The 16,738-nt window shown below is 61.3% G+C and carries 13 protein-coding genes and 1 pseudogene; 10 read left to right on the forward strand and 4 right to left on the reverse strand.

The window, feature by feature from the left end; genetic code table 11:
• Positions 1-8: 8 nt before the first annotated feature.
• From AC0V2S_RS24040 to AC0V2S_RS24070, 7 genes are all read left to right on the forward strand, one after another.
• Positions 9-1,145 carry a catalase family protein gene (locus AC0V2S_RS24040; RefSeq protein ID WP_475511914.1) on the forward strand — a complete coding sequence of 379 codons (1,137 nt, stop codon included), beginning with the start codon at positions 9-11 and terminating at the stop codon, positions 1,143-1,145.
• A 346-nt stretch (positions 1,146-1,491) separates the two neighbouring features.
• Positions 1,492-1,761, forward strand: a complete 270-nt coding sequence (locus tag AC0V2S_RS24045) for a hypothetical protein (protein WP_475511915.1) — start codon at positions 1,492-1,494, stop codon at positions 1,759-1,761.
• 169 nt (positions 1,762-1,930) lie between these two features.
• Entirely contained in the window at positions 1,931-2,629 is a 699-nt protein-coding gene (locus AC0V2S_RS24050) for a DUF421 domain-containing protein (RefSeq protein WP_475511916.1), read from the forward strand.
• Between the two features lie 10 nt (positions 2,630-2,639).
• Positions 2,640-3,746 carry a DNA topoisomerase IB gene (locus AC0V2S_RS24055; protein WP_475511917.1) on the forward strand — a complete coding sequence of 369 codons (1,107 nt, stop codon included), beginning with the start codon at positions 2,640-2,642 and terminating at the stop codon, positions 3,744-3,746.
• 177 nt (positions 3,747-3,923) lie between these two features.
• The gene (locus AC0V2S_RS24060; protein WP_475511918.1) at positions 3,924-4,937 is read left to right on the forward strand and encodes a GlxA family transcriptional regulator; all 1,014 of its coding nucleotides are present in this window, start codon (positions 3,924-3,926) and stop codon (positions 4,935-4,937) included.
• 24 nt (positions 4,938-4,961) lie between these two features.
• On the forward strand, positions 4,962-5,210 hold the full coding sequence (locus AC0V2S_RS24065) for a DUF1272 domain-containing protein (RefSeq protein ID WP_475511919.1): 249 nt from the start codon (positions 4,962-4,964) through the stop codon (positions 5,208-5,210).
• 67 nt (positions 5,211-5,277) lie between these two features.
• Positions 5,278-6,441 (forward strand): MFS transporter, encoded by a 1,164-nt coding sequence (locus AC0V2S_RS24070; RefSeq protein ID WP_475511951.1) that lies wholly within the window; start codon positions 5,278-5,280, stop codon positions 6,439-6,441.
• 53 nt (positions 6,442-6,494) lie between these two features.
• Here the strand turns inward: AC0V2S_RS24070 and nfuA are convergent, their stop codons facing one another.
• From nfuA to AC0V2S_RS24085, 3 genes and pseudogenes are all read right to left on the reverse strand, one after another.
• Positions 6,495-7,079: a Fe-S biogenesis protein NfuA gene (gene nfuA, locus AC0V2S_RS24075; protein ID WP_475511920.1), complete on the reverse strand. Its 585-nt coding sequence runs from the start codon at positions 7,077-7,079 to the stop codon at positions 6,495-6,497.
• A 65-nt stretch (positions 7,080-7,144) separates the two neighbouring features.
• On the reverse strand, positions 7,145-8,170 hold the full coding sequence (locus AC0V2S_RS24080) for an acyltransferase family protein (protein WP_475511921.1): 1,026 nt from the start codon (positions 8,168-8,170) through the stop codon (positions 7,145-7,147).
• A gap of 286 nt (positions 8,171-8,456) precedes the next feature.
• Positions 8,457-10,852 (reverse strand): annotated as a pseudogene (locus tag AC0V2S_RS24085) (fatty acid cis/trans isomerase).
• A gap of 96 nt (positions 10,853-10,948) precedes the next feature.
• Between AC0V2S_RS24085 and metH the strand changes: the two are divergent.
• A complete protein-coding gene (gene metH, locus AC0V2S_RS24090) occupies positions 10,949-14,659 on the forward strand; it encodes a methionine synthase (protein WP_475511922.1) in 3,711 nt (1,236 codons plus the stop codon).
• A gap of 70 nt (positions 14,660-14,729) precedes the next feature.
• Positions 14,730-15,998 carry a leucine-rich repeat-containing protein kinase family protein gene (locus AC0V2S_RS24095; RefSeq protein WP_475511923.1) on the forward strand — a complete coding sequence of 423 codons (1,269 nt, stop codon included), beginning with the start codon at positions 14,730-14,732 and terminating at the stop codon, positions 15,996-15,998.
• Between the two features lie 86 nt (positions 15,999-16,084).
• On the opposite strand, the gene AC0V2S_RS24100 is transcribed toward AC0V2S_RS24095, so the two are convergent.
• On the reverse strand, positions 16,085-16,387 hold the full coding sequence (locus AC0V2S_RS24100) for a DUF1883 domain-containing protein (RefSeq protein ID WP_475511924.1): 303 nt from the start codon (positions 16,385-16,387) through the stop codon (positions 16,085-16,087).
• 129 nt (positions 16,388-16,516) lie between these two features.
• Here AC0V2S_RS24100 and AC0V2S_RS24105 point away from each other — a divergent pair, with 129 nt between their 5' ends.
• Positions 16,517-16,738, forward strand: coding sequence for a DUF2970 domain-containing protein (locus tag AC0V2S_RS24105; RefSeq protein WP_475511925.1), 222 nt, complete (start codon positions 16,517-16,519; stop codon positions 16,736-16,738).

Genomic DNA, 16,738 nt, shown 5'->3' on the forward strand with positions numbered 1-16,738 from the left:
TTCGCTTCATGCTTAAACGCTTCTGGCTGTGGCTTGGCCGTCTGCTGGGCAAACTGGTGCTGTTTCTCGCGGTGGTCGGCCTGGGTGGCTGGGGCATCGCCGAAATTTACTACGCGTGGAAATTCTCCGGCCCCGTATCGGCCGAGGAACAGATTCCGCCCGGCGAAGCAGCCATGACCCGCGGCATTATCGAAGACGCCATTCGCGTGGTGGAGCAGCACAAAGACCAGACCCGCGTGCTGCGCGACGCCCACGCCAAGGCCCATGGCTGCGTGAAGGCCGAGGTCACCGTGCTGCCGGAATTGAATGGCGAACTGCGCCAAGGCGTGTTCAGCGAGCCGGGCAAAACCTGGCACGCCTTGATGCGCTTATCCAACGGCAATGCCTACCCGCAATTTGACCGCGTGCGCGATGCGCGCGGCATGGCGATCAAGCTGCTCGACGTGCCCGGCGCGAAGCTGATGAACTCGCCAGCGGTGGCCGGTGAGCAAGACTTTGTGATGTTCAATCACCCTTCGTTCTTTGTGAGCGACGTGGCCGAATACCAGAGCAACTTCAAGGCCCAGGCCAATGGTCAGCAAGTGCTGGCGTTTTTCCCCAGCCTGGATCCACGCAGCTGGCAGATTCGCCACCTGACCATCGCCCTGAAAACCCTGGCGCCGGCCCCGGACAGCCCGGTGGCAACCACCTACGACTCGGTGGCTCCGTTCAAATTTGGCCCGCACAACATCAAATACCGCGTGGTGCCGGCCCCCGAACGCTGCCCGGCCTACACCCTGCCGGCGGTGAATACCGACATGCCCAATTTCCTGCATGACGCGCTGTACCAGCAGCTGTCGCTAGACCGCGTGCCGGCCTGTTTCGAGCTGCAAGTGCAACGGCAAAACCCCGACCACTACATGCCGCTGGAAGACACCAGCATCGAATGGAGCGAAACCATTTCGCCGTTCGAAACCGTGGCCACCATCAAAGTGCCGGCGCAGGATTTCGATAGCACCGAGCAAACCATCGCCTGCGACAACCAGTCGTTTAACCCTTGGCATGCCCTGCCAGAACACCGGCCATTAGGCGGCATCAACCGCCTGCGCAAAGCGGTGTATGAGGCGGTGAGTGCTTACCGGCACGAGCGCAATAATCCGCAGTGATTGGGTAAGCGCATAAGCCTTCTAACGCCCCCAGCCGCGCTCCGGCAAAAATGGGTGTGACGCAAGTCGTTGCGTCACACCCGTCATCCCTGCCTGCGCAGGGATGACGGTGGGTTGTTTCAGTACCAGCGTTCCCTGCCTCACCAAGCCGCCTAAAAGCCCCGCCAGTCGGGGCTTTTTGCTGAAAAACTTGGCGCTTTTATCAGATTTGCGACTTTTTTCTGCTAATCAGCGACTTTGTTGTGACTCATAGGTCAGGTGCGGCCATCAACACCCTGAAGGCCCCAGTAGCGAAGACTCGCTCCAGCGGCCGCTTACTGTTGGGACCCATCGGAGAAACAACCCCATGAATACCCCGCTCCGTGTTAACGAAGCCTTGTTGATTGCCCACCGCGCTTTTCAACCTTTTCAATGCGTCGCCTGGGCGCCACAAGATGGCACCGGCGAAGTGAATTTTTCAGTCGTCGACCGCACCAATACCCGTCTGCTGGGCCGTACTCAGGTTTCCCCCAGCGCGTTCACCAACCCTGCCGAGCTGGAGCGCCTGCTGAAGCAATCGCGCGCCGAGTTGAACCAACAAGGTTACGACCTTGAGCCTTGGCAGATGAGCGCCTGATAACGGCGTAACAAACTCTACTGCGCTCCCTGGGGGAGAGGCTTCAGCCTCTCCCCCAGTGCTATCTACAGCCCACAAATACTCCGAACCTAACCCCGCGCCCCGCCGTCTACCTTCAACAACTGACAGGCAGGACGTCTCCCATGTTTTTACCCCCGAGCAATGGCTCATGACCGCCTTCGATTGGCAGCGAATGCTGATCGCCGAACTGCCCGTGCAGTTTCTGCTCGAAGTCACCCTACGCACGCTCTTCGCCTACCTCGTAGTCTTCACCTTTCTGAAGATTTCCGGGCGCCGTGGCGTGCGCCAACTATCGCTGTTCGAGCTGGTGGTAATCCTCACCCTGGGTTCGGCCGCCGGCGATGTCACCTTCTACGACGACGTGCCGCTGCTGCCCGTGGCCGTGGTGTTTATCTCCCTGCTGGCGATATACCGCGCGACCACCCATGCGATGGAGCGCTTCCCACGTTTTGGTGATTGGCTGGAAGGCAAACCGGCGGTGATCATCGAAGACGGCGTGTGCGACGTGCCGAACCTGGAACGCAAAAACATCTCCACCGACGAGTTCTTTATGGAGCTGCGGCAAAAGGGTGTGGAGCACCTCGGCCAGGTGCGCATCGGCATCATGGAAGTGAATGGCGATGTCAGCCTGTACTTTCAACCAAACGACGATGTGCGCCCCGGCCTGTCCGTGCTGCCCAGCCCGTTGCGCCAGCAATACCGCCATGTGCCCAGCGCTGGTTTGTATGCCTGCACTTGCTGCGGCAAAACCACCTCCCTGAATGCTGGTGAGGGTGGCCCGTGCACGCGCTGCAAGCACGAAGAATGGAGCGAAGCGATCAACAGCCACCGGCACTCTCCTGCATAAGGCGTTCACCATGACCAGTGCGATCAACCCCGAAGTACTGCCGCTGGCCAAGGGCAAACGTCCATTGCCCGACGATGAAGGTGGCGACACCGGCACCCTGCTCTGCCCCGCACTGCCGCCCGACCTGCACTACGTGGATGACCGCCAGCCCGGTTTTCGGCGGCGCAAGCTACGGGGCAAATTCGTCTATTTCGATCTCGACGGCGAGCGCATTCGCGACGAGGGCGAGATCCAGCGCATCAACAAATTGGCCATTCCACCGGCGTACCAGGACGTGTGGATTTGCGCCGACCCCAAAGGCCATTTGCAAGCCACCGGCCGCGATGCCCGCGGGCGCAAGCAATACCGCTATCACCCGCGCTGGCGGGAGATTCGTGATGCCGACAAATACGAACGCCTGCTGGAATTCGGCCGTGCCCTGCCCAAATTGCGCACGCGCATGGAAGAGCACTTGCAGTTGCCGGGGCTGGGTCACGACAAAGTCGTGGCCACGGTGGTCGCCCTGCTCGACTCCACCCTGATTCGCGTCGGCAACAGCCAGTACGCGCGCGATAACAAATCGTTCGGACTCACCACCCTGCGCAACCGCCATGTCGAGGTCAAAGGCGCCGGTATCCGCTTTCATTTCCGAGGCAAAAGCGGCGTCGAGCATCAGGTCAGCCTGCAACACCCACGGTTGGCGCGCATCATCCGCCGTTGCCGGGAGTTACCCGGCCAACACCTGTTTCAGTACCTGGACGACGACCAACAACGCCGGGTAGTGACCTCGTCCGACATCAACCTCTACCTGCAGGAACAAAGCGGCAGCGACTTCACCGCCAAGGACTACCGCACCTGGGCCGGTACCGCCCTGGCCCTCGACCAGTTGCGCCAGCTACCTAAGGAAGAGCGCTCCGTCACCGAACAGAAGCGGCTGATCAACGAGGTGATCAAGGATGTTGCCAGCCAGCTCGGCAACACCCCGGCCATCTGCCGCAAATGCTATGTGCATCCAGCGGTGCTGGAGAGTTTTATTGCTGGAGAACTGGCCAGCTTAGGCAAGCCACGCACCCGCAAAGGGCTGCGCGATGAAGAAGTGACGCTGATGCGCTTTCTGGAACAACTCAACCCGGCGTAACGCCGCCACACCTTTGTAGGAGCGAGCTTGCTCGCGAAGCTGTTGACGTTAAGAGCTTCGCGAGCAAGCTCGCTCCTACGCCCCCGCCAAATTGGCAAGATCTGTGGGCTTATTGTCATTGTTGCCAAGCCCGTCGCGCGACAGAATGGCCCCATCGTTTCCGTTGGTGCCCACCCCATGGCCAAGTCTCTGCCACCCGAACACCTGCGCACCGTCGCCTGCCTGGTTTATCCGCAGGTAATGAGTCTGGACGTTACCGGCCCCATGCAAGTATTCGCCTCGGCCAATGTGGAGCGCGAACGCCAGGGCCTGCCACGTGCCTATGAGCTGCTACTGATCGGCGCCGATCTCACGCCCGTGGCCACCTCGGCCGGCATGCGTTTGTGCGTGGACCGAACCTGGCGTGAAGTCGACGCGGCGCACCTGGACACCCTGCTGGTACCCGGTGGCCTGGGCGTGAATGAGCAGATGCTCGACGGTGATTTGCTGGCCTGGCTGCATGCCGCCGAGCCCAAGGTAAGGCGCCTGGGCTCCATCTGCTCCGGCGCGCTGATTCTGGCCGAGGCCGGCGTGCTGGACGGGCGTCAGGCCACCACCCATTGGGCTGACGTCGACGAACTGCGCTGCCGCTTTCCGACGGTGCTGATTGAAAGCGACCGCCTGCACACCTTCGACCCGCGCAACCTGGACGGCGACAGCCATGTATTTACCTCGGCTGGCGTGACCGCCGGCATCGACCTGGCCCTGGCCTTGGTTGAAGCCGACCTGGGCCGCCCCATTGCCCTAAGCGTGGCGCGCCGCCTGGTGATGTTTTTGCGCCGCCCCGGCGGTCAGACCCAGTTCAGCGCCCTGCTAACTCCCGAACCCAGCCGCGTGCCGCGCCTGGCCGCGCTGCTGGACTGGTTGCCGGCTAATCTGGGTGGCGACCTGTCGCTTGAAACCCTGGCACAACAGGCCAAGCTGACGCCGCGCACGCTGTCGCGCGTATTCACCCAGGAACTGGGCATGGGCCCCGGCCGCTACGTGGAACGGCTGCGCCTGGAAGCCGCGCGCACCCTGCTGCAAGACGCGCAGGCCTCAATCTCCACCGTGGCGCGGCTGACCGGTTTCGGCCACCCGGAAAATCTGCGCCGCACCTTCCATAAACACCTGGCGGTAAGTCCCCAGGAATACGCCCAACGCTTTGGCTAAAACATCGACGAAAGGAATCCCGCCATGCTCGAACTACGCCCCAACTGCGAATGCTGTGACCGCGATTTACCACCCGACTCGGTGGATGCGCGCATCTGCACCTTCGAATGCACCTTCTGCGTCGACTGCGCCAATACCCACCTTAACGGTGCCTGCCCAAATTGCGCCGGCGAACTGCTGCAACGCCCACGTCGACCGGCCGCCAAGCTGGCCAACAACCCGGCCTCCACCGAGCGCGTGCTAAAGCCTGAAGGCTGCGCCAAAGCCGGCTAACACCCTCCGGCTGCGCCTCCAGGTGCAGCCGCCCCTACCTGTAGTTCGTTTACGAGGCGCCATCATGTTGCTGCTGCGCAATGCTTCCGTTCGCCTGCTGTTCGGCGGTCAGGCCCTGTACTGGTCCTGTTCGCTGATCGGCATCACCCTCACTTCACTGGTGGGCCTGCAATTGGCGCCCAGCAATGCGCTGGCCACCCTGCCGCTGGCGATGCTGGTACTGGGCAACCTGTTGGCGGTGCAGCCGCTATCGCTATTTATGCAGCGTCATGGCCGCCGACCGGGACTGATGCTCGGCGCTGGCAGCGGCGTGGTTGGCGGCCTGATCTGCGCGCTGGGCGTTGGCGTAGGCGACTTCGCCCTGTTCTGCCTCGGCGCGCTGCCCATCGGCGCTTATCAGGCCTCGGCGATGTACTACCGCTTCGCCGCGCTGGAGGCGGTGGAGGAACAGCAGAAAGGTCGTGCCACCGCCTGCGTGATCGGCGGCGGCGTACTGGCAGCGCTGGTCGCCCCGAGCCTGGCGCTGTGGTCGCGCACTGCACTGAGCACGCCGTATATGGGCGCCTACCTGATGATTGCCGTGTTGGCGGCGCTGGGCCTGCTGCTGGTCAGCCAATTGCGTGAAGGCGCCGCGCCTGCGCCGGGCAAGGCCGGCCTGGCGGCCATGCGTGAATTGCTGGCCCGGCCGCTGGTACGCGCCGCCATCGCAACCACGGCCATCGGCCATGGCCTGATGATTCTGGTGATGAACGCCACGCCACTGGCGATGAGCTTCTGCGGCTTTGATGTGGCCACCAGCGCCGGCGTTATTCAGTGGCACATGCTCGGTATGTTTTTGCCCGCCTTTGTCGCCGGCCCGCTGGTAGACCGCCTGGGCAGTCGCCGCGTAGCCGTACTGGGCGGCAGCATATTGCTGGCCAGCGCCGTGGTGGCGTTGCTGGGACTGAGCCACGCGCACTTTCTGCTCAGCTCGTTTCTACTTGGCCTGGGTTGGAACCTGGCGCTTATCGCCGGCACCACCCTGCTCGCCGAAGGCCATAGTGCCAGCGAGCGCGGCCAGGCGCAGGGCTTGATGGAGTTGGTGAACGGTTCGGTGGCGGCCTGTGCCTCGTTTGCCTCCGGCGCGTTGATCACAGGCCTCGGTTGGTCAGCGATCAACATCGGCGTGCTGCCGTTGGTAGCGATTGCGTTGCTGATGCTGATACCGGCGCGGCGCTTGGCGACCGCCTAACGCGCGCACAAAAAAGGCGACCCTGAGGTCGCCTTTTTGCCAACGGACCGCGCTTAGTAGTAAGCGTTTTCCTTGTTGGTGTGGTCGGTTACGTCGCGCACGCCTTTGAGTTCCGGAATGCGCTCGAGCAGGGTTTTCTCGATGCCTTCTTTCAACGTCAGGTCGACCTGGCCGCAGCCCTGGCAACCGCCGCCGAACTTGAGCACGGCAATGCCGTCTTCCACCACGTCGATCAGGCTGACTTCGCCGCCGTGGCTGGCCAGCCCCGGGTTGATCTCGGTTTGCAGGTAGTAGCTGATGCGCTCGTTGACTGGGCTGTCTTCGTTCACCATCGGCACTTTGGCGTTAGGCGCCTTGATGGTCAGCTGGCCGCCCATACGGTCGGTGGCGTAGTCGACTACGGCGTCTTCCAGGAAGGCTTCGCTGAAGGCGTCGATATAAGCGGTGAAGCTTTTCAGGCCGATGGCGTGGTCTTCAGGTTTTTCTTCGCCTGGCTTGCAGTAGGCAATACAGGTTTCGGCGTACTGGGTACCCGGTTGGGTGATGAAGACGCGGATACCGATGCCGGGCGTGCTCTGCTTGCTCAGCAGGTCGGCTAGATAATCGTGGGCAGCTTCAGTAATGGTGATGGCGCTCATGGCAACTCCTCGCAAACATGGGCGCAGTTTACGCCCATGGGGCTTGTGAATAAAGCCCTAGTAAATCAGTCAGGAATAGCCGATCTGTTCGTAACGGCGTTCGGCGTGTCCAGCCAGACCTTGGCCTGCTGGAAAAATCGCTTCTCGATCAGCTCGTAGCTGCCCCAGGAGGCGAGCACGATAGCTGGAATGCAGGCGCCGATCATCCAATAAATATTCAGGTCGTAGCGCTGGGTGAGGTACCAGCCCAGCGACAACACCAGCACGTGCACCAGATACACCGAGTACGAACAGTCGCCCAGCGACTTGAGCACCCGATTACCTCGGAAATAGCCCTCAAGCGAGATGCAGCTGGCGACGATCAGCGCGCTCGGCACGCCCCAATGCAGCACGCGCATTTCGGTGTCGAGGTGATAGATGGTCAGAAGCGAGGCCACGATCAGCATCACCGGCAACCAGCGGCCGGGGCGAATCCAGCCGCGCTGATAGGCCATGCCGAGCAGAATGCCAAACAGGAATTCATACACGATGCTGTTGCGGTAGAAGTCGCTCACCCAGTCTTCGCGCGTGGCCACCGTGCCCACCAGAAACAGCGCCCCTGCGATCAGCCACAGGCGATAGCGCTCCGGCACGCTGAAGCCCAGGGCAAAAAGCAGGTAGAAAAACATCTCGTAATTGAGCGTCCAGCCCACCGCCAGCGTTGGGTATAGCCCGTAACCGGCGGGGTTGGACGCGGGAATAAATAGTAGCGAAAGGATGAAGTGCTGCAGGTCGAACGCTTGCCCCGGCATCATCGGTTTGGCGTATACGATCAGGAGTGCCGCCAGCAGCGAGAACAGCCAATACGCCGGCACGATACGCAGCACCCGGTTGAGCAGAAAACGTCCGGCGGCGATGTCTTTGCCTTGGGTAGACAGGTAGATCACGAAGCCGCTGATTACGAAAAAAATGTCGACGCCAACGGCGCCCTTGTCGATAAAAAATTGCCCAAACGGGCTGTCTGTCTTGAAGTCGAAAAACACTTGCATGATGTGGTGACCCACCACCAACCAAGCCGCTAATGCTCTTAGCGCTTGCAGTGAAATCAGCATAGAACCTTGCTCCCAGCCAGCGCGCCACACGGCGCCAAACCCAGCGCGCCCATGGCAAACCGACACCACGGCACGCCACCTCGCGTTACAGGGTTGACCCTGGCGGGGTTGGAAAAGGTCCATAAATCAGAGAGCCAAACTGCTGAGGCACGCCCGTACGAGATCTCTTAGGCTAGAGCCAGGCAAGGCGCCCCGCAGCTTTTAAGCGCAGCGTACTGCAGTACGTGAGCATTAAAAGCGAGGACGCAACGCCGCATGGCCGACGACTAAGAGATCGGCCAGGAGATCACAGGTTTTCGTAGCGGTTCATATCGAGGATGCCGGCTTCAACGGGGTCGGTGCGCTGGATATAGCGGTCCAGATCATGGAAATACCGCCAGAACTCAGGATGCGTACGACGCACGCCCCACTGTTTCACCAACTGTTCAAACGCCGCGTCATCACGCACTTGCTCCATGGCCGCGACAAACGCCGGCACCTGCGCAACCGGTACGTTGAACATAAAGTTGGGATAACTACTCATCACCCCCGGATACACCGTGAGCGTGTCCAGCCCCGGCTGGTAGCGCAGGCTTTCGCCCATCATGAATGCCACATTGCTGTGCGCGCGGTTGCGCAGCAAGCTGTAGAAATCGATCGTGCCGTCGCCCTCTTCCACCCGCACCATGGTCGCTTCCGGCAGGTGCTGAATCACTTTGAGCCCGGCGCCCGGCTTGTTGGTCAGCCGGCTAAGCGCCTGTTCGGCGTCTTGCTGCGGTTTGGGGAAGTTGCGGCGGTAGCAGGCGCCATCGACGCAGCGGTTGATCGGGTCCGGGCGCATATTGAAGCCGGTGTAGCGCTCCAGCAGTGCTTGGCGAAGGCATTCTTGGCGTCGGCTTCCGGCAGTTTGAGGCCGGTGGGGCTGTCGTCGTCGATGTCTTGATAGTCCATCCACACCTTCAGCTTGCCGCTGTTCTGGTACCAATCATCAAGAATGCCAGCGCGCGCGTCGGGCGGCATCAGGCGCAGGAAGTTCTGCTCGGCGCCATTGCGGATCAGGTCGAAATACAGCCGCGTCTGCGCCTGGTGCGACACGTTGCCGAACACGTCGAAATTGACCACCAACTGGTAATACGTGCGTTCCAGCAGCGGGTAGTCCATCCACCAGATGGTTTGCGGCACCTCGCCAATCAGGCCCTTCTTCACCGTGGCGCTGTCGTAATGACGGAAGATCGACAGCACCGCATTGTCGTTACCGGCCCAGATATGCGACCAGCTTGGCGGCGGCGCATCGGCATAGGCGTCCTGGCGGGCGGCTTCGTACTCGTTGCGTTTGTCACGGTAGGTGCGCCATAGACTCAGCGTGGCACTGAGGCCATCCATCTGCCCCGGCAAGGCAAGCTGTTCGGTGACCTGGCCGCGGTAGTTGGGGTCGGTGATAAAGAGGTCGTGGTCGGGGTCCTGGAACATCACCCAGAAGTTATCGCGGATCACGTCGGTGGCAATCTGCCCGCGGCACACCGGGCCGCGAATAAAGGTCTGCACAAAGTATTCGGCGTTTTCCAGCATGAACTGATAGCGCGCTTTGGCCGGAATGGCGGCGAACGTATCAAACGGGTTGGCGCGGCGCTGCGGGCCGTAACCCGGTGAGGCCACCACCTGCCAGTCGCTGCCGAAGAACAGTTCTTTCACGCGCGCCAGTTTCTGCGGGCTGAGTGGATACGTGATGTGGGTTTTGTGCACTATCACGCCCTGCACGGGAATCAGGCGGTAGTAAAAGACGGTGCCTGGGTCATCGTTGGGGCGGCGGCTGGCAATGGGGTCGACCGCCGTTCCGCTCGGCGTACGTGAGCGCACTACCTGGAAGAAATGGCGATTGTCGCCGTTCTGGAAATACAGGTGAGCGAGAAACAGGTGCTCATACAGCCAGCGCGCCACCAGGCTTTCCCGCGCGCCGGGGGCATTGAACAGGTCTTCCCACTGCTTGACCTGGGCCAGTTCGATGTCGTTCGCGACCAGGGCTTGCTGGTCCAGCGGCGCGCCGGCGGCCAGCCAGGTTTTCAGGGTTTGCAGTTCGGGCGGGGTCAGGCCGGTGACTCCCAGCGGCATGCCTTCGTGGGCATGGGTCTTGGCGTACGTATCGAATTCGCCGGGCAGTGGGCAGGTGTTGGGCCGGTCTACACCCAGCTTGATGTCGGCTGGCAGCTTGGCATTGGGCTCGACGGGGCTCTGCTCGCCCAGCTCCAGCATGCGCGCCATCAAGGCGGCCTGGCCGCTCTGGGCGCCTAGCACCGAGTAGAAGCCCTTGTGCTGCCAGGCCAACGGGCCATGGGCGTCGAGGAACAGGCGAGTGGTGTCGGTGGCTTGCGTGCGGCCGCCGTCATACACCGGGGTTTTGCTTGCCCCGCGCGCCACGCCCTCGGCACTACCCAGGTTCAACTGGCAAGGTGCGTCGTAGCAAGCGTGGCAGGCCACGCACTTCTCAGTGAGGATGGGCTGCACATCGCGGGTATAGGAGATGGATTCGGCGCCGGCACCCATGGCAAAAAACCACAGGACTGCTGCGACGTAAGAGCGGTATGACATTGGCACATCCTTGAGTCTCAAGGCTGCGAGTCTACCGGCACGCCGGCGTTTTGGCAGCCTGCCCAAACGCAGGGTCTGCTCCGCGCACCAAGCGATTTCCGAGCGAACACCCAACATGAGCCAAATTCATGTAAACCGCCAACCCGCTCCAGGCCATTGCAGCTTTGCTATTATCGCGCCCACTTTATTTCGCGCTTTTCAGGTAACGCCTCCATGTCCGATCGCCAAGCTCGCCTCCAGTCCCTTCAGCAAGCCCTCAGAGAGCGCATTCTGATTCTCGACGGCGGCATGGGCACCATGATCCAGAGCTACCGCCTGGAAGAAGAGGATTACCGTGGCAAGCGTTTCGCCGACTGGCCCAGCGATGTAAAAGGCAACAACGACCTGTTGCTGCTCAGCCGTCCGGACGTGATTCAGGCCATCGAAAAAGCCTACCTGGACGCCGGCGCCGACATTCTGGAAACCAACACCTTCAACGCCACCCAGGTGTCCCAGGCCGACTACGGCATGGAAGCGCTGGTGTATGAGCTGAACGTGGAAGGCGCCCGTTTGGCCCGTGAAGTCGCCGACGCCAAAACCCTGGAAACCCCGGATCGCCCCCGTTTTGTTGCCGGCGTGCTCGGCCCTACCAGCCGCACATGCTCGCTGTCGCCGGACGTAAACAACCCCGGTTTCCGAAATGTCACCTTCGACGAGTTGGTGGAGAACTACACCGAAGCCACCAAAGGCCTGATCGAGGGCGGCGCCGACCTGATTCTGATCGAGACCATTTTCGACACCTTGAACGCCAAGGCCGCGATCTTCGCCGTACAAGGCGTCTACGAAGAGCTGGGTTTCGAGTTGCCGATCATGATTTCCGGCACCATCACCGACGCCTCCGGCCGCACCCTCTCCGGGCAAACCACCGAAGCGTTCTGGAACTCGATCAGCCACGCCAACCCCATTTCGGTCGGTTTGAACTGCGCTCTGGGCGCCAAGGAACTGCGTCCGTACCTGGAAGAATTGGCCAGCAAGGCCGACACCCATGTGTCCGCGCACCCCAACGCCGGCTTGCCCAACGAGTTCGGTGAGTACGACGAAAGCCCGGCGCAAATGGCCGTGGTGGTGGAAGAGTTCGCCGCCTCGGGCTTCCTGAATATCATCGGCGGCTGCTGCGGCACCACGCCCGGCCATATCAAGGCCATTGCCGAGGCTGTTGCCAAATACAAACCGCGCGCCATTCCGGATATTCCCAAAGCCTGCCGCCTCTCCGGCCTGGAGCCGTTCACCATCGACCGCCAGTCGCTGTTCGTGAACGTCGGCGAGCGCACCAACATCACCGGTAGCGCCAAGTTCGCCCGCCTGATCCGTGAAGACAACTACACCGAAGCTCTGGAAGTCGCCCTGCAGCAGGTGGAAGCCGGCGCCCAGGTGATCGACATCAACATGGACGAGGGCATGCTCGATTCGAAGAAGGCGATGGTCACCTTCCTCAATCTGATCGCCTCCGAGCCGGACATTTCCCGCGTGCCGATCATGATCGACTCCTCCAAGTGGGAAGTGATCGAGGCCGGCCTCAAATGCATCCAGGGCAAGGGCATCGTCAACTCGATTTCCATGAAGGAAGGCGTCGAGCAGTTCAAGCACCACGCCAAACTGTGCAAACGCTACGGCGCGGCCGTGGTGGTGATGGCGTTCGACGAACTCGGCCAGGCCGACACCGAGCAGCGCAAGATCGAAATTTGCAAACGCTCCTACGACATTCTGGTGAATGAAGTCGGCTTCCCGCCGCAAGACATCATCTTCGACCCGAACATTTTCGCCGTCGCCACCGGCATCGAAGAGCACAACAACTACGCGGTCGACTTTATCAACGCCTGCGCCTTTATCCGCGACAACCTGCCCTACGCCCTGAGCTCGGGCGGGGTGTCCAACGTGTCGTTCTCGTTCCGCGGCAACAACCCGGTGCGCGAGGCGATTCACTCGGTGTTCCTGTACTACGCGATCAAGAACGGCCTGACCATGGGCATCGTCAACGCCGGCCAGTTGGAGATCTACGACCAGATCCCGGCCGAGCTGCGTGACGCCGTGGAAGACGTGGTGCTCAACCGCACCCCGAACGGCACTGATGCACTGCTGGCGATTGCCGACAACTACAAAGGCGACGGCAGCGTCAAAGAAGCCGAGACCGAAGAGTGGCGCTCCTGGACCGTGAACAAGCGCCTGGAACACGCGCTGGTCAAAGGCATCACCACGCATATCGTGGAAGACACCGAGGAGTCGCGGCAGTCGTTCGCGCGCCCGATCGAAGTGATCGAAGGCCCGCTGATGTCCGGCATGAACATCGTCGGCGACCTGTTTGGCGAGGGCAAAATGTTCCTGCCCCAGGTGGTGAAATCTGCCCGCGTAATGAAGCAGGCCGTGGCCCACCTGATTCCGTTTATCGAGCTGGAAAAAGGCGACAAGCCCGAAGCCAAAGGCAAGATTCTGATGGCCACGGTAAAAGGCGACGTGCATGACATCGGCAAGAACATTGTCGGCGTGGTGCTCGGTTGCAACGGCTACGACATCGTTGACCTGGGCGTGATGGTGCCGGCGGAAAAGATTCTGCAAACCGCGATTGCCGAGAAGTGCGACATCATCGGTTTGTCCGGCCTGATCACCCCGTCGCTGGATGAAATGGTGCACGTCGCCCGCGAAATGCAGCGCCAGGGCTTTACCCTGCCGCTGATGATCGGCGGGGCTACCACCTCCAAAGCGCACACCGCGGTGAAGATCGAGCCCAAGTACCAGAACGATGCCGTGGTGTACGTCACCGACGCCTCGCGCGCCGTGGGCGTGGCCACCCAGTTGCTGTCCAAGGAGCTGAAAGCCGGCTTCGTCGAAAGCACCCGCAAAGACTACGTGGAAGTGCGCGAACGCACCGCCAACCGCAGCGCCCGCACCGAGCGCCTGAGCTATGGCGCGGCCGTGGCGAAGAAGCCGCAGTTCGACTGGGCCACCTACCAGCCGACCGTGCCGACCTTTACCGGCGTGAAGGTGCTGGAAGATATCGACCTGAACGTGCTGGTCGAGTACATCGACTGGACGCCGTTCTTTATCTCCTGGGACCTGGCCGGCAAATTCCCACGCATTCTTACCGATGAAGTGGTCGGTGAAGCGGCGACTTCGCTGTACAAAGATGCGCGGGAAATGCTGACCAAGCTGATCGACGAAAAACTGATCCGCGCCCGCGCTGTGTTCGGTTTCTGGCCAGCGAATCAGGTGCAGGACGACGATATCGAGCTGTACGGCGAAGACGGCCAACCGCTGGCCAAGCTGCACCACCTGCGTCAGCAAATCATCAAAACCGACGGCAAGCCGAACTTCTCCCTGGCCGACTTCGTTGCGCCGAAAAGCAGCGGCGTGACCGACTACGTGGGCGGTTTTATCACCACCGCTGGCATCGGTGCCGAAGAAGTGGCCAAGGCCTATCAGGACGCCGGCGACGACTACAACTCGATCATGGTCAAGGCCCTCGCCGACCGCCTCGCCGAAGCCTGCGCCGAATGGCTGCACCAGCAAGTGCGTAAAGACTACTGGGGCTATGACCCGGAAGAAGCGCTGAGCAACGACGAGCTGATCAAGGAAGCCTACAAAGGTATCCGCCCGGCGCCTGGCTACCCGGCCTGCCCGGACCATACCGAGAAAGGCACGCTGTTCGAGCTGCTCGACCCGGCGGCTGAAGAACTGAAAGCGGGTGTGAGCGGTGTATTCCTTACCGAGCACTACGCGATGTTCCCGGCGGCGGCGGTCAGCGGCTGGTACTTCGCGCATCCGCAGGCGCAGTACTTTGCGGTGGGTAAGGTGGATAAGGATCAGATCGAGAGTTACACCGCGCGTAAAGAGCAGGACTTGGCGGTGACTGAGCGGTGGCTGGCGCCGAATCTGGGTTACGACAACTGATCGATTACCCTCTCCCCTAGCCCCTCTCCCGCACACGGGAGAGGGGAACTTATCTGTGTAAACCCTGCTTATGCATACGCTTGAACAACTGCGCCGGGGCGAACTGGCGGGCATCACGCGCCTGGATTTATCTGGCGCGCTAACCGAGTTTCCGGCGGAAATCTTCGAGCTGGCTGATAGCCTCGAAGTGCTCAATCTCTCGGGCAGTCAGCTCAGCCAGCTGCCGGCCGATTTGCCACGTCTGCATAAACTCAAAGTGCTGTTCTGCTCGGACAACCCCTTCACTGCCGTGCCGGAAGTGCTGGGTGAGTGCGCGCACCTGGAGATGGTCGGCTTCAAGGCCAACCGTATTGCCCATGTGCCGGCCGCGTCTCTACCGCCGCAGCTACGCTGGCTGATTCTGAGCGACAACCAGGTGGCCGAGCTGCCGGCTGAGCTGGGTGACCGACCACGGCTGCAAAAGCTGATGCTGGCCGGTAATCGCCTGGCCGCCTTGCCAGAGAGCCTGAGCGCCTGCAGCAACCTGCAACTGCTGCGTATCGCCGCGAACCGTTTTGAACAGCTGCCCGACTGGCTGTTGGAGTTGCCGCAGCTGGCGTGGCTGGCGTATGCCGGCAACCCGGTCAGCGACGTGGCGGAGCGTGCGGTCCTGGCGAGCCACCCAATGGCGGCCATTCCCATGGCCGAGATTCAACTGGGCGAAGTGCTCGGCCAAGGCGCCTCCGGGATTATTCATGCGGCGCAATGGAACGCCCGCAGCATGGCCGCCAAGCTGTTTCGCGGCGAGGTCACCAGCGATGGCCTGCCCCATAGCGAAATGGCCGCGTGTTTGGCGGCGGGCAATCACCCGAATCTGATCGGCGTGGCCGGACCACTCGACAGCACGCCGCCGGGGTTGCTGCTGGAGCGTATCAGCGCCGACTACCAGGTGCTGGCCGGCCCGCCATCGCTGGCCAGTTGCACCCGCGATTGCTATGCCGAAGGGCGGCGTTTCGAACTGGAGGAAGCCTTGGCTATCGCCCGAGCCGTGGCGTCGGCCATCGCACATCTGCATGTCAACGGCATCGTGCATGGCGACCTATATGGCCATAACCTGCTGGTGAATAAAGCAGGCCGCTGCTTGCTTGGGGATTTTGGCGCAGCGTCGTTCTTTGACCCGGCGAGCGAGCAAGGCCAAGCGTTACAGCGCATTGAAGCACGGGCGTTTGGCTGTTTATTGGAGGAGCTGCTGGAGCGCTGTGACAACGTGCCGGAGCGCTTGTGGCAGTTGCAGCGGGCGTGTGTGGCGGGCCAGGTGGCTGAGCGTCCACTGTTCAGTGAGGTTTGTCGCTCGCTGTAGATCAAAAACTCGAGGCTGAAGCCTCTCCCACAAGGATCGGAGGTTTCTGTGGGAGAGGCTTTAGCCTCGATGCTGTTGATCTACGATCAGCGCAGCTGCGATGGCGATTTGCGCACGATTTTGATCGAGTGGGTCAGCGTCGGCTTGCGGGTGACGCTGATGGCTTTGCGGCTGACGGTGTCGATGGTGATATTCCAGAAACCGCTGCTCGGCACCACGATCTTGGCCGGGAAGTCTACGAATGCGCCGCCGTGATAGGTGTGGCGGCCGCCGTTCTTGAAGCTGCGAAAGTTCGCGTCATTCATCAGGCGGATATTGCAGGCTTGCGAGCACTGAATGACGACGATGTCGTCTTCGTTGAGGTGTTCGCGCTGGTGTATGAATTTCATGAAAACTCCGCACGGCGTTTCAAGAACGAGCGTATTGGCAATATGGAAAGGCGCCTAGTATGGCTGAGGCCGGGCCCGGTGGCGATCTTCGGCTATGGTTGCTGCATGGGATGCAACCAGGAGCGCGCAATGGACGACTCTAACAACAACGATCAGCCCCCTACCCTCTGGCAAATGCTGCACAGCGTAATGGCCGCTGCCTTTGGCGTACAAAGCGGGAAAAACCGCGCCCGCGACTTTCGTCATGGCAAACCCAGCCACTTCATTTTTATCGGCCTGCTGTTCACCGGCATCTTCGTGTTGGTGCTGTTTGCCTTGGTGAAATTGGTGCTGCACCTGGCTGGGTTGTAA

The sequence above is a fragment of the Pseudomonas sp. CC11G genome, assembly GCF_056174845.1.